The sequence below is a fragment of the Lewinellaceae bacterium genome (assembly GCA_020636105.1).
Lineage (GTDB): Bacteria > Bacteroidota > Bacteroidia > Chitinophagales > Saprospiraceae > BCD1.
The window spans coordinates 765066-779961 of record JACJYL010000002.1; the positions used below are offsets into that span (position 1 = coordinate 765066).

At 46.0% G+C, this 14896-nt stretch carries 11 protein-coding genes; 5 read left to right on the plus strand and 6 right to left on the minus strand.

Annotated features, from left to right (window positions below):
* Nucleotides 1–146: 146 nt before the first annotated feature.
* Nucleotides 147–5582: a choice-of-anchor L domain-containing protein gene (locus tag H6571_20230; protein ID MCB9326078.1), complete on the plus strand. Its 5436-nt coding sequence runs from the start codon at nt 147–149 to the stop codon at nt 5580–5582.
* A 100-nt stretch (nt 5583–5682) separates the two neighbouring features.
* Here H6571_20230 and groL read toward each other — a convergent pair whose 3' ends face one another.
* The 4 genes from groL to H6571_20250 all read right to left on the minus strand — a co-directional run bounded on the left by groL (nt 5683) and on the right by H6571_20250 (nt 9315).
* Nucleotides 5683–7320 carry a chaperonin GroEL gene (groL, locus tag H6571_20235; GenBank protein MCB9326079.1) on the minus strand — a complete coding sequence of 546 codons (1638 nt, stop codon included), beginning with the start codon at nt 7318–7320 and terminating at the stop codon, nt 5683–5685.
* 138 nt (nt 7321–7458) lie between these two features.
* Nucleotides 7459–7728, minus strand: a complete 270-nt coding sequence (locus H6571_20240) for a co-chaperone GroES (GenBank protein ID MCB9326080.1) — start codon at nt 7726–7728, stop codon at nt 7459–7461.
* Nucleotides 7729–8051: 323 nt separating this feature from the next.
* Nucleotides 8052–8318 (minus strand): preprotein translocase subunit SecG, encoded by a 267-nt coding sequence (gene secG, locus H6571_20245; GenBank protein MCB9326081.1) that lies wholly within the window; start codon nt 8316–8318, stop codon nt 8052–8054.
* Nucleotides 8319–8322: 4 nt separating this feature from the next.
* Nucleotides 8323–9315 (minus strand): hypothetical protein, encoded by a 993-nt coding sequence (locus tag H6571_20250; GenBank protein MCB9326082.1) that lies wholly within the window; start codon nt 9313–9315, stop codon nt 8323–8325.
* 323 nt (nt 9316–9638) lie between these two features.
* Between H6571_20250 and H6571_20255 the strand changes: the two genes are divergently transcribed.
* Both H6571_20255 and H6571_20260 read left to right on the plus strand, forming a co-directional pair.
* Nucleotides 9639–10637, plus strand: coding sequence for an adenosine kinase (locus H6571_20255; protein ID MCB9326083.1), 999 nt, complete (start codon nt 9639–9641; stop codon nt 10635–10637).
* A 23-nt stretch (nt 10638–10660) separates the two neighbouring features.
* Nucleotides 10661–10825, plus strand: coding sequence for a hypothetical protein (locus tag H6571_20260; GenBank protein ID MCB9326084.1), 165 nt, complete (start codon nt 10661–10663; stop codon nt 10823–10825).
* Between the two features lie 13 nt (nt 10826–10838).
* Here the strand turns inward: H6571_20260 and H6571_20265 are convergent, their stop codons facing one another.
* On the minus strand, nt 10839–11549 hold the full coding sequence (locus H6571_20265; protein MCB9326085.1) for a hypothetical protein: 711 nt from the start codon (nt 11547–11549) through the stop codon (nt 10839–10841).
* Nucleotides 11550–11563: 14 nt separating this feature from the next.
* Entirely contained in the window at nt 11564–12694 is a 1131-nt protein-coding gene (locus H6571_20270) for a saccharopine dehydrogenase NADP-binding domain-containing protein (protein ID MCB9326086.1), read from the minus strand.
* Between the two features lie 316 nt (nt 12695–13010).
* On the opposite strand from H6571_20270, the gene rpiB reads away from it, so the two are divergent.
* Both rpiB and nhaD read left to right on the plus strand, forming a co-directional pair.
* The gene (rpiB, locus tag H6571_20275) at nt 13011–13448 is read left to right on the plus strand and encodes a ribose 5-phosphate isomerase B (GenBank protein ID MCB9326087.1); all 438 of its coding nucleotides are present in this window, start codon (nt 13011–13013) and stop codon (nt 13446–13448) included.
* 100 nt (nt 13449–13548) lie between these two features.
* On the plus strand, nt 13549–14856 hold the full coding sequence (gene nhaD, locus H6571_20280; protein ID MCB9326088.1) for a sodium:proton antiporter NhaD: 1308 nt from the start codon (nt 13549–13551) through the stop codon (nt 14854–14856).
* The last annotated feature ends 40 nt before the right edge of the window (nt 14857–14896 follow it).

The window sequence follows — 14896 nt, forward strand, 5'->3', positions numbered from 1 at the left end:
ATTTTAAGTCCTTTCCTTAAAGAATCTTATTTTTAAGCCGAAAAGAGAAAGCTTCCTTATATTTCCCCAATATTTTAACTACAAAATTCATTAACTTTTTCGCATAGCTTATGAGAAAAATCAACCATTTACTAAGAACTGCCCTTTTGATAATTTTTATTGTGCCAAATGTTCTTTGGGCGCAAATGGAAGTCACCAATGCGCCACCGATTACACCTGAAAATCTCATCACCAATATCTTTTTAGGGGACGGGGTTGAAGTAATCAGCGTCAATTACCAGGGTGCCGCAAATGCTGTAGGCTTTTTCAACCACGCACAGGATGTGATCGGAATGGAACGAGGCATTATCATGACCACAGGACGCGCAGTTTCCCAGGGCGCCAATTTTGGTTCAGAAGCTAACGGCAGCGATTTTGCCAGCAACTTTGCCGGCGGAGCAGTAAGTGACCCCGATGTTTCTTCCATAGCTTCTCCAAATAATACCCAGGATGTTGCGAAATACACCATTACCTTCGTTCCCATCTCTGACACCCTTCGGTTTAATTACGTTTGGGCTTCCGAGGAATACCCGGAATATGCCTGTAGTAGTTTTAATGATGTCTTCGGATTCTTCATTTCCGGCCCGGGCATCAATGGACCTTATCAAAACAATGGAGAAAATATAGCGCTGATCCCGGGAACGACGCTTCCGGTGACCATCAATAATGTGAACTCAGGTTCTGTCGGAGCCAACGGAACTTTAAGCAATTGTACGCCCCCAAATGGGAGCCTTGCCTTTTCAGCACTTTACAATAACAATAATAATTCCGGCAATCAACCCGTTTATGATGGTTTCACTACGGTACTCACCGCAGAGGTTGTCGTGATTCCATGTGAAACTTACACCATTAAGCTCGTTATTGCCGACGCCAGTGATTCTGCTTTTGACTCGGGTGTATTCCTTGAAGCCAAAAGTTTTGGAACCGGCTCGCTTGATATTGAGGTGGCTACGGTAAGTCTTGACGGCTCTGTCGCAGAAGGTTGTGAAAGCGGAACCATTACTTTTTCTTACCCTAATCCGGTGGAAGCGGATACTCCTATTGATTACACCATTCTGGGAACTGCAGAAAACGGTATCGATTACCAGTTTATTCCACCGGATCTGTTTATTCCCGCAGGGGAAAGTTCAGTCACCATCCCCATTACAGCTTTTGAAGACGGCCTCGTGGAAGGAGATGAAACTTTACTGATCGATATTCAAAAAGATCCCTGTACCCGGGATACCATTTCCATTCTAATTAGAGATAACCCGCTTGTGGAACCGGATCTTGGCAATGATCTCATCATCTGCCAGGGAGACAGCATACAGCTCGACGGCACACTGAATGTTCCCCTACCCGATCCGCCGACATTTACCAATAATACCCCCTTGACCGTACCATCGGCCAACATCCCGGTCTTTTCGAATATAAACGTTCAGAATGTCATTCCGCTGACCCTTGGGCCTGGAGTAATAGCTTCCGTCTGCATAGACAGCCTTGAGCACCGGTGGATTGATGACATGGATATATATCTCATCAGTCCGGACGGTCAATTCCTTGAACTGACCACCGACAATGGAGGGAACGGAGGAAACGGACTGGGCCTGGATTATTATTTACACACTTGTTTTACGGTGGATGCTTCCCAGCTCATCAGTGCTCCGGGGCCATTTGCTCCCCCCTCGGCCGTACCGTTCACAGGGGAATTCCTTCCGGAAGGCGTATGGTCAGATCTTTGGGATGGGGACCGGGCAACCAACGGGATATGGTCTCTCCAGTTGATAGATGACACACAAGGACTGGATGGAACCCTTTTTAGCTGGACCATTACATTTAACCCTGTATATGCGATTGAATACAGCTGGGAACCGACCACCGGACTGAGTTGCAGTGATTGTCCTAACCCTGTTGCGAGTCCTGCAACCACCACTACCTATGTCATGACGGCTACAGACACCTATGGTTGTTCCGTTATGGATTCAATAACCATCGAAGTAGAACCTGCGCTGGAACAACCCGTGCTGAGTTGCGGTTCCATTACTTCAAGCACCATCACTTTTGTGTGGAATGATGTGGCAGGTGCTATTGGGTACCTGGTAAATGTAAACGGCACCGGCTGGGTAACGCCTTCTGGCCCACTTTCCCATACGGTTACCGGGCTAACCTTCCTGGAAACAGTCACCCTTGAACTTCAGGCTATTGGGGATAATTGCCCAAGTGTAATCACTTCAACCCAGTGCACCACGCCGAATTGTGATCCTGCTACCTCCGAAGCTTTCCCGACCGGAACTTCATGCCCGGGTGGTGATGACGGTCTGGTACAAATAAATATCGTTGCCGGAACAGGGCCTTTTTCTTTCGACCTGGCGGGAAATGTCAATAACACAGGGCTCTTTACCGGCCTAACTCCAGGCAATTACACGGTATCCGTTACCGACGGAGTGGGCTGTCTGGGAACAATTGGCTTTACTGTCGACAACGCCCCCGCACCGACTGTCGATCCCATTGTACTGAGTCAGATCAGTTGCAACGGACTTTCTGACGGCCAGGCAACCGTCGAAATTTCCAATGGAAACGGTCCTTATGGTTTCGACTGGAGCAGCGGTTCAACAGATTCGATTGCAACCAATCTAAGTGCAGGGCAACAAACGTTATCCCTTACCGATAATGCCGGTTGTGTAACTCAGCATTCCTTTAACCTAACCGAACCTGAAATCCTGACCGCCACGACCGACAGTGTCGATGTGGCATGTTTTGGTCAGTCCACCGGAATTGCTACCGTTTTGGCCCAGGGTGGTACGGGATCCTACAATTTCGTTTGGGATTCAAATACCAACAACCAGACCGGTGATGTTGCCTCGGGTTTACCTGCAGGAAGTTATTCCGTTACGGTGACAGATATCAACAACTGCCAGGTCATTACGGCTGCCGAAATATTGGAACCCCCACTGCTTGAATTGCAGATCACCTCAGACAGCACGAGTTGTTTCGACTCCGCCGATGGAGTGGCCACCGTAGAAGCTACGGGCGGTACAACCAATTACGCCTTTGAATGGACTGAAGTGGGTTCTTCCGGTTTGGTCGGAACCAATGCCAGCGCCACGGGGCTTCCTGGTGGCGATTACCGCGTATTGGTCACCGATGCACTTGGATGTGTCGACAGTGCCTTTGTCCAGGTTCTGACACCGCAATCGTTAAACCTACAGGCGGTAAGCACCCCTGTCTTATGTTTTGGAGGAGCCGACGGAACGGTTTCCCTTGAAGTTTCCGGAGGAACAGCTCCCTTTGCCTATACATGGAGTGATAGTGGGTCCCCCTCGATGGTCAGAAATGACCTGACTGCTGCCACCTATACCATTACCGTAACGGATGACAACGACTGTGCCCTGGAAATTATGTCAACGGTAGATAGTCCGCAACCCATACAGGTCCAATATACCCTTTCCGATCCAAGTTGTTTTGAAGGAACCGATGGCACCATTGAAACAACGGTTTCGGGAGGTATTCCAACCTACAGCTACCAATGGAGCAATGGCCAGGTGACTTCCAACCCGACAAACCTGGAAGCTGGCGAAATCATGGTAACCATTACAGATAATAACGACTGTGTTTTCCTGGACACTGTAGTCCTCTCCGAACCGGCAGCACTGCAACTCACCCTTTCCGGGGATGACCCGAATTGTTTTGGTGATCCTACTGGTTCGGCCATGGCTACTGCCTCCGGAGGAACCGGACAGCTTTCTTATCTTTGGAATAACGGAGCTACCAATCCCAGCATCATCAACCTGCCTCAGGGACAATACAGTGTTTTGGTCACGGACGCAAATAACTGTACCATTGAAGACGCGATAATGCTGGATCAGCCCACCGCTTTGACGACTCAAACTTCTAACACCCTCGTGGGATGTTTCGGAGTGGATGATGGCACGGCCACCATAACACCTACGGGTGGTACCGCACCGTATAATTATTCCTGGAGTGATCCTCTGGGACAACAGACCTCAACGGCCAACGGACTGGCCGTTGGAGCGTATTCTGTAACCGTTACGGATGCCCAGGGTTGTACGGCCATAGAATCTGTGGATATTGCTTCGGTTTCATTGATGTCGGTTGATTTCACCTCAGATGATATTAGCTGTTTTGAAGGAAGTGACGGAGTGATCAGTGTTTCCGTTACCGGCGGCGGCGGCGGATATACCTATAACTGGAACCCTTCCACCCTCCCCCATTCCCCCAATGTTTCCAATCTTCCAGCAGGCAATTATGACGTGACCATCACCGATGCTTTAGGCTGTACGGAAATATTGAATTTCTCTCTTGCCCAACCTAACGCACTGGTGGTCCAGGGAAGCACCCAGGATGTTAGCTGCCACGACTTCACTGACGGTTCCGTCAATCTTAATGTCAATGGCGGTGTAGCCAACTACAACTATCTTTGGAGCAATGGATCAACAGCACAGAATGCTATTCAATTGGCCAGCGGCCCGATCAGTGTAAGTGTAACAGATGCCAATGGTTGTCTCACCGTTGAAAGCTTCCAGTTAAATGCCCCTGAAGCCCTGCGGATTGTTTTTGAACCGGTAGATGTGGGCTGTTATGGGGAATCTACAGGCGTAGTTACTACCACGGTAAGTGGCGGGATCCCGGGATATTCCTATTTGTGGAATAATGGTCTGTCCAATACTTCCATAGGCAATGTCCCAAGCGGAGTTTACACCCTTGAGATCACCGATCAAAATGGTTGTATTGAAAGGGATAGTGTATTGGTGGACCAGCCTGACGCACCACTTGCCGCGGATATTGCCATAGAAGACATCAGCTGTTATGGAGGAAGGGACGGATTGATCAGTTCTGCTACTACAGGAGGGACACCTCCCTACAGTTATAGTCTGGACAACCAGAACTTCAATGGCAGTGCCGCCCAGATAGGATTGATGGCCGGTACTTACAATCTCTTTATCAGGGATGCTCATGGCTGTATGATATTTGAATCGAACCTCAATATTACAGAGCCCGATCCGCTGGAAGTGGATCTTGGGCCGGATCAAACGATTACTTTTGGCCAAACCATTACCTTATACCCGGAATTCAGTGGTTCTTCCATGCCGGTACTTTTTCAATGGTGGCCTCAGGACACCAGCCTGCTGAGTTGTCTGGATTGTCCGAATCCTACAGTTACCACGGACCACCAGATCAGTTTGCAGCTGACCGTAAACGATGAAAATGGGTGTGAAGGAGATGACCTTATTACGATCCATGTTCAAAAAGATTTTGGAATCGTCGTCCCCACCGGATTTTCACCTAATGAGGATGGCTTAAACGACCTGCTTATCGTTCATGGAAAACCTGGTATTAACATCAATTTTTTCCGGGTATACGACCGCTGGGGCGAGTTGCTCTATGAAGACAGGAATTTCCCCACCAATGCCACCAACCGTGGATGGGACGGAACTTTCCGGACAAAATACATGAATGCCGGAATTTACATTTGGAACCTGGAAGCCACGCTACCTGACGGCAATATTGTTACTTCTAATGGAAGTACAACTTTGGTGAGGTAGTTTGCCTTCTGATCTGATATTCGAAAAAAATTAAGACAAAAAAAGCGGTCTCTCTTTCCAGAAGAGGACCGCTTTTTTTATTTCTACTCTAAAATTCAGTTTACATCATGCCTGGCATTCCGCCGCCCATACCGCCCATATGAGGAGCGGAACCTTCCGGTTCAGGCTTATCGCTGATCACACATTCTGTGGTCAGAATCATGGCGGCAATAGATGCTGCGTTTTCAAGTGCGATACGAGTTACTTTCGTAGGGTCAATGATTCCTGCTTTTTTCAGGTCTTCATATTTATCCTCACGGGCATTGTATCCGTAATCGCCTTTTTTAGACAATACGTGGTGAAGTACTACTGAACCCTCCACTCCGGCATTATTGGCGATGGAACGAAGGGGAGCCTCAATAGCTTTGGAAATGATCTGGATCCCTGTATTTTCATCATCGTTGGCACCTACCACTTTTTCCAGAACGATTCTGGCACGTACGAGCGCCACACCTCCACCGGTCACGATTCCTTCTTCTACCGCAGCACGGGTAGCATGGAGCGCATCATCAACACGATCTTTCTTTTCTTTCATTTCCACTTCGGTAGCGGCACCAACATACAATACGGCAACCCCTCCGGCGAGTTTAGCCAGACGTTCCTGCAGTTTCTCACGATCGTAATCAGAGGTAGTTGTTTCGATCTGGGCTTTGATCTGATTGATACGGGCCTTGATCTGGCTTTCTTCTCCCTTTCCGTTTACGATAGTGGTATTGTCTTTATCGATGGAAATTTTTTCGCATGATCCCAGGTGTTCAAGATCGGCACCTTCAAGGTTGTATCCTTTTTCTTCAGAGATTACCACCCCACCGGTAAGGATAGCAATATCCTCCAACATGGCTTTACGACGATCGCCAAAACCAGGAGCTTTGACCGCAACAACTTTCAGTCCACCACGAAGGCGGTTGACCACCAATACGCCAAGCGCCTGGCTTTCGAGATCCTCTGCAATAATGAGTAAAGGACGTCCTGAGCCGGCAGCTTTTTCCAAAATAGGAATCAGCGGCTGCATATTGGAAATTTTCTTGTCGTGGATAAGAATAAGAGGATTTTCATATTCTGTAACCATATTTTCAGCATCGGTTACAAAATAAGGAGAGAGGTATCCGCGGTCGAACTGCATACCGACCACTTCGTCCATATAAGTATCTGTACCGCGAGCTTCTTCAACTGTGATCACACCGTCTTTGCTCACGCGTTTCATGGCATCAGCAATAAGTCCCCCGATTTCCTGATCGTTGTTGGCAGAAATGGAAGCTACCTGCTTGATCTTTTCAAAATCGTCTCCGATGATTTCTGTATTGGCAGCAAGTTCTGCCACTACCGCTTTTACCGCTTTTTCCATTCCGCGTTTGAGATCCATTGGATTGGCTCCTGCGGCAACGTTCTTCAACCCTGCATTGACCATGGCCTGTGCCAAAACAGTAGCAGTGGTGGTTCCGTCTCCTGCAATATCAGCAGTCTTGGAAGCCACTTCTTTCATCATTTGAGCACCCATGTTTTCTACAGCGTCTTCCAGTTCAACTTCTTTGGCAACGGTCACCCCGTCTTTAGTGATCTGAGGTGCTCCGAAACTTTTCTGGATGATTACATTACGGCCTTTAGGGCCCAGGGTTACTTTAACGGCATTGGCAAGGGCATCAACACCAGCACGCAGTTTTTCACGTGCATCTCTATCAAAGCTAATATCTTTAGCCATAGCTGGATTTGTTTTTTTGTTTAAGAAATCAATTGGACTTAAAAGGAAAAGGCAGCTGTAAGAATCAATTGAATGAATAATAAGCTGCTATTGCTTCAAAAGTCCGGAAATAATAAAATTAAAAATTGGAATGAAAAATTAATCGAGAATAATGAGAATATCTTCTTCTCTCATGATGAGGTAATCATTTCCTTCATGCTGCAATTCCTGTCCTGCATATTTCCCATACAGGACGATATCGCCCACTTTTACGGTCATAGCAGTATCTCCTTTTCCAGGGCCTATTGCAATGACTTCTCCTCTTTGTGGTTTTTCCTTAATGGTATCCGGAATGATGATACCTCCACTGGTTTTTTCTTCTGCCGGAGCAGGTTTGATAACAACTCGGTCGTTAATTGGCCTCATAATAAAGCGAATATTATTTTAGGTTAATAATTAATGATTGAATCGCTCAGCTTTTCAGAATACAAAGGCTGAACATGTGCAATGAACGCACTATACACCATTAGCGAATTGTATGCCAACTGCAGGATACTGACAATTTTACCGCCCAAACAAAAATATCCGGCAAATAGCGGCAGTTAAAAGGAGCAGAGTTGACAAATTGACGGTAAAAACCAATAATGGCGACATTTGAGCATTCGCCTTGACAAAACACCAACCGGCACATTACAAAAAAGACCCGGCCGCCTGAGCAACCGGGTCTTTTTTGTAAGAAAAACCTTTTATTCTTAGAACAACATTCCCAATGATTCCGTAGCCGAACCAGATGAATCAACGATCAAAGTGGTGAGGATACAAAGTACGAACATCGCTATGGCAAGATACCATGTCAGTTTTTCAATAAAATCAGTAGATTTTGACGCACCGAACATTTGGTTGGCAGATGAACCTCCGAAAGTAGAATCAACTCCACCCCCTTTGGGATTTTGAACCAAAACTACAAGCATTAGCATCAAACATACAATGGCGGTCAAAACAGTTAATGTAGTCAGCATTTTATTATAAATTTTTTAGATTTTCAATTTTCGCTGCAAAGTAAGCGTTTTTTTCCGGAAAAGTCAAAATTAATTGCTCATACATTTTTATGGCCTGATCCGTCAGTCCTTGTTTTTCCAGAATTTGGGCCAGGGTCTCAGAGGCTACCCTGCTTTGCGATTTTATACTTTTAGAGGCGATTTCCGATACTTTTTGCTTCCCTGTTCTTTCTTTACGAGGTATTGAAGTCTCCTGGGGGCTATGTGTTTCAGGCGGAGGAGCGGTTTCTGACTCCTCTTCCAATACATGCTCCTGTCCCCCTGTTTCATCCAAAGTTGTTTCCTTATTTTCTTCTTCCTGCTCCGGAAGATAATGTTTGATAACCTCTGTCAGGCTGGATATTTCGAGGATTTCTTCCTGTGAAATATCTTCAGCATGCTCCTCGTGAGCAATGACGTCCTCAATTAGGGCATTGAGGGCATTCATCGTGGAAAGCAGTTCATCTTCAATGCCCTCAGAAGGCAATTCTTTTTCTGGGTCAACGGATGCTTCGGGATGTTTCACCTCATCGGAAGATACCTGCTCTCCATCCGAAACTTCTATCTCTTCCGCTTTTTCCATCTCTCTGTGGTCGCCTAAACCATTGATATTATCACCTATTGGCGTTTCCTCCTCTTCCAACAAAACCCATTCCTTTTCAAGGTTTTTTTCCAGACTGGCCAGGTCTTTAAGTTCTAAAATTTCGTCTTCTTTTAGCAGTTGCCCGGAATCCAGCTCCATGAGTTCAAGATTGTGCAGCAATTTATATAAATAAGACCTGTTAATACTATGACTGGCCGCCATGGCAAGGTTTTTTTCGTAATCCTTATGATTTTCCTGTTTACTTTTCAGAAGCAAAAGCATGTGTAAGTTCGCACTAAAGGGATATTGCAATACCATGGTTTTCAACTCCTCATAGGGAAGTTGATGCAGTAAAGAAGGTGTGTTGATATACTTTAAAAAACTGCCTGCGTTCATTACCTGCTGTTTATTAGTGGTGCAAGATACAAAAATTGATTGATTGATGCTATATGAATGCTACGATGCTACGATGCTACGATGCTACGATGCTGTGATGCTGCGATGCTACGATGCTGTGATATGGGGAGAGTGTGAGAGTGTCCCTTAACAATTTGAACCTGCCTCCTGATGTTGTCAGGCAGGCTTTGAACCTGGAACTTTGAACGGTACCTACCGGGATGTCAAAATTATTGAAGGCTTATTTTTAAGTCTGAATGGTTATCAAATAAAAAAAGAAACGAAATTGCCTATCTTTGCGGAAATTTTGAAATAACATAAACATGGATAAAAAATACGACATCTACGGCATCGGCAATGCCCTGGTGGATATGGAATTTGAGGTGACAAGTGATTTTTTCGAGACCCACGGCATTGAAAAAGGGTTAATGACGCTGGTGGAGGAAGATCGGCAGAATGAATTAATTCTTGCATTGCGTAAACATGTTACCAAAAAGCAAAGCGGAGGTTCCGCCGCCAACACCCTGATCGGGGCAAGTCAATTTGGCAGTAAATGTTTTTATTCCTGCAAAGTGGCAAAGGACGAGATGGGCGATTTTTATATGCATGATCTCGAAAAAGCCAATGTAAAAACAAACCTCAATGGCATGCCCCGGGCCGAAGGACTTACCGGAAAATGCCTGGTCATGATCACTCCTGATGCGGATCGTACCATGAATACTTTTTTGGGGATCACCAGCCAGTTTTCCGAAACAGAATTGGATGAGGAAGCGCTCAAGGATTCAAAATACCTTTATATTGAAGGATACCTGATCACTTCGGAAGGCGGACGACGGGCCATGAAACGCGCCAAAAAAGTAGCTGAGAAATACGGCGTAAAAACCGCCCTTACTTTTTCTGACCCCAATATGGTAAAATTTTTCAAAGATCAAATGGATGAGGTCATTGGTGCGAGTGTGGATTTGCTCTTCTGTAATGAAGATGAAGCCATGACTTACACAGGAACCAATGATATCAACGTAGCCTGTGAAGAGTTAAAAAAAGTAGCCAAACGTTTTGCCATCACCCAGGGTAAAAACGGTGCCCTGATCTTTGATGGTGACACCTTCATCGACATAAAACCTTACCCGGTCAAAGCGATCGACACCAATGGTGCCGGGGACATGTTTGCCGGAGCGTATCTTTACGCTATCACCCACGGACACAGTCATGCCGAAGCTGGAAAAATCGCCAGCCTGGCTTCTTCAAGGGTGGTTTCCCAATTCGGGCCAAGACTGGATAACGGTGCTGCCAGGAAAATTTTAGAAGAGTTGTACTTGTAACGAGAGGAAAAAATGAGCTGAAGATGCTCCTGGGTTGGGGGTTCATCCTTTCTGTTCTTATTGTTTGCCGGAGCGGAGCGGAGGGCGGCGAGGGACGAGCACAGCAAAGGATGGCAGCGGAAGCATGGAGCGAACAGCCTGGTGCCGAGTGGAACGCAGGCATGATGCCCAATAGCAGGAGAATTTAGAGTATCTTAAGCCTTAGTGGTGGAAAGGGACTCTCTTACCGCCAAAAACCATCCAAAAGGCAAAAATGATCAGCAATAAAAACTGCATCGTTATGCCAAGCGTAAAATAGGAAGTAATCAACGAACGATTGAAAAAAGCCATTGTCCCCAGTACAAGGGTCGCCAGGCTTAGAGCCAAATATATTTTTCCCAACCATCGCTTGTTGACCAGAAAAACCGACAACCCCGTCAAAGCCAGGGCCAGGCTGCCCCATTTCAGCCAGGTGAAAATCATCAAACGCCGCAAGGGGCCCGCAAAGGTCACGGCGTCCAGATGGGAAGCGATGTTGACCAGTTGAATGTTTTCCATTACGTCACTCAACCCGGCGATAATAGCCAAGGCGATTATCGTGTAAAAGAATTTATTTGCTGTTTTGCGAAAACAGTACCAGCCCCAGCTGGCTAAAAACAAACCATAAACTACTATATAAATATAATCGACCGCATGCCCCTTGTTCATCCCCGACACCCAGGCGTCCCGATCCGGGCTTTGCGGGCCGAATAATTGCAGCACTTCGCTATCCGTATGCAAAAACTCAAAAGCAAGGATAGGAGAATGAATTCCCTCCGGCAACCAGGCCATTTCGGACGGGAAAAACATTTTCAGGATATTGCTGACCACCATTATTCCAATGCCGGAAGCCAAAATCAAAAAAGCTAATTTACGATCGTTTTTTTGTTGCATGTGATTAATATTTATTATAATTCCTCAATCTTCTCCTTGTATTCAATTCCCCTTTCCTTCAAACGTTCCAGGATAAACTGTACACAATCCGGGTGCCTGCCGATAAACTCGGGAACGGACACCCCTTTTTGGTGATACCATCCCTCCGCAAGCATCCTGACGGCTGCCGTGGCGGCATATCCGGTGGTTCGGGCCATGGAATGTGTTTTTGTTTGCGGATCGTACTCATCGTAGAGATCATAGGTGTATCGCATCTTTTTGCCTTCTTTTATGCCCTCGATCATGACCTGCATGATGGTCAGTTCAGCTTCCTCAATGCCCAATTCCCATTTTGGAAAAAGCAATTTGGCTGTCAGGTCGATCGGGCGTATTTTTTGTCCTTTGACCTCAATGGATTCCTGGCTAAAAAATCCGGTGGCCCGGAAAGCTTTCATCAGTTCGGCATGCCCGGGATAACGGAGTGTTTTCTCCACCATATCCGGCGCATCGATGGTGTGTACCAACGAGCGCAAACCATCACTGTTAAAAGCTTCGAGTGTCCCTACTGGATCGAAGGACATCAATTCCACTTCCGACAGGGCTTCTTTGATGACTTCCTTCCCATGCTCGACCACCCGTGCGGGTCGGGTATATTCCTCGATGACATCAATAGGAGAAAAAGGTGCTTTATACTCAAAAGGCCAGGTACGTTTTTTGGGTAATCCACCTACGTATATCCTGACCTTCTCTGTTTTGTCCATCATTTCAGTAACATGCCCGATCAACACATTGCTCATGCCCGGTGCCACCCCCATATCGCAGATGGCCGTCACCCCGTTTTGTCGGGCCAGTTCATCCAGTAACATGACATCTTCGGGAGAAAATGCGATTTCCACTACGTCTTTCCCGGCTTCAATAATGGTTCGCAAAGTCTCAAATCCCATAAATCCGGGAACGGCGTTCACCACCAGGTCAAAATCTTTTAGCAGGGCAGACAATTCGTTTTTGTTTGAAAGATCCTGCTGAATGGTTTTGATACCATGTTCCTTCCCTATTTTATTGAGATTTTCCGCACTGATATCTGCCACGGTAACGTCAAAATCAGGAGCCAGGTCTATGGCCATCGGTTTACCAACGAGGCCGCAGCCGAGTACAATTATCTTCATAAGTTTGTTATTCTTTTTATTCTTTCACGAAAATAACAAAACTTTACCCTTTCCATTAAGTTGGCTGCCTTTTAAAGTTTAAAAGAAAGGAAATCAGGCTTTTGAAATTTCAAACCTTTCTCCTGCGCCATTGCGATTTGATAAAAATAAATTGACATATTTTCCGGGGTTTCAGCCTGTCTCTAAAGAGGAGTCTGCCCCAAAAAGTCTGAATTTATTTTTCAGGCAGTCCTTAGGCAGATTTATCCTTTATTATTTAACATTTCTTCGGGCTGCCTTCCTAATTTCTTCTTACTTTTGCCTCAAAATAAATACTATGCTAGTCAAAAAAATAGCCATCGGTTGCGACCACGCAGGATTTCCACATAAAGATGCTGTAAAAACCTTTTTGGAATCCCTGGGCATTGAAGTAACCGATTTCGGAACGAACTCTGCTGATTCCGTCGATTATCCTGATTTCATTCATCCTGTTGCTGAAAAAGTCGAGGCTGGCGAGGTGGATCTCGGGGTCATCATGTGTGGCAGTGGAAACGGAGCAGCCATGACAGCCAATAAACACCAGGGCATAAGAGCCGCGTTATGCTGGAAAAACGAAATCGCTTCTCTCGCCCGACAACACAACGATGCCAATGTGTTGGCCATTCCGGTCAGGTTTGTCAGTGAGGCCACTAGCTTACAAATGGTTCAAATTTTCATATCCACTGCATTTGAGGGCGGACGTCACCAAAGAAGAGTTGATAAAATTTGCCTTTAGTTGGCCAATATTGTTCTTAATATATCTATATTCGCCCTTCTGATTTTTGAACTATTTAATACCAATAAAACATCAATTTTAGCGCAAAATATCAACTGCTATGTATCTATTAATGATAATAATCTTCGTGATCGGTTATACAGCCATCGCGTTAGAACATCCAATAAAAATTAACAAGTCTGCTTCTGCCCTGCTTACCGGGGTTTTGGTATGGACAGCACTGGTTATTGGGAAAGAAACCATTTTAGGAGGAGGAAGCCACGGCTCCGAAGACCTGACTCATGTGATTGACGAGAATCTGCTCCATCATCTAAGTGAGATTGGAAGCATCCTCTTTTTTCTTTTAGGAGCGATGACCATCGTCGAACTCATCGATGCCCACCAGGGATTCAGCGTGGTCACCGACAAGATAAAGACGACCAACAAGGTCAAATTAATGTGGATTCTCTCGCTGATCACCTTCTTTTTTTCCGCAGCCCTCGATAACCTGACCACTTCCATTGTGATGGCGGCTGTTTTGAAAAAACTAATCAAAGACAAACATGACCTTTGGTTCTTTGCCGGAATGATTATCATTGCCGCGAATGCGGGGGGAGCCTGGTCGCCTATTGGTGACGTCACTACCATCATGTTGTGGATTGGAAAACAGATTACAGCAGGCAATGTGGTCAAGGTGGTTTTCCTTCCAAGTATAGCAGCCATTTTGGTGCCCCTGCTTATCATCACTTTTACTTACAAAGGAGATGTGACCCGGCCGGACGAAGATGAAAATAAGGACTCCTCGCCTGTTGCCAACTGGGAACGAAACCTGATCTTTTTCCTTGGCGTAGGAATGTTGCTATTTGTTCCTGTCTTCAAAACCCTTACCCATCTGCAGCCCTTTATGGGCATTTTGCTTGGGGTTGGTGTGTTGTGGCTCGTCACGGAAATCATCCACCGTTCAAAAAACGAGGAACATTATCATCACCTTACGGTAGTTGGCACCCTGCGGGAAGTTGACGTACCCAGTGTGTTGTTCTTCCTGGGAATACTTCTGGCGGTTGCCGGCCTTCAAACGGCAGGCCACCTTCAGCAACTATCTATGGCCATGGACAAGGCCTTTGGAAACATTTATATCATCAATATTTTGATTGGATTACTGTCGGCTGTGGTCGATAACGTACCGCTCGTTGCAGGAGCGATGGGAATGTACGACTTTTCCACCTATCCTACGGATCACAAGTTTTGGGAACTGCTGGCTTATTGTGCAGGAACCGGAGGTAGTGTACTCATCATTGGTTCAGCCGCCGGAGTTGCCGTAATGGGTATTTTGAAAATTGATTTCATCTGGTATTTAAAGCGCATATCTTTACTTGCTCTCATGGGGTATTTTGCCGGAATAGGGGTATATTACCTGATGAATGGATAATCTCTTTGCTGGTTGCTGGTTACTGGTTGCTCGTTAACCC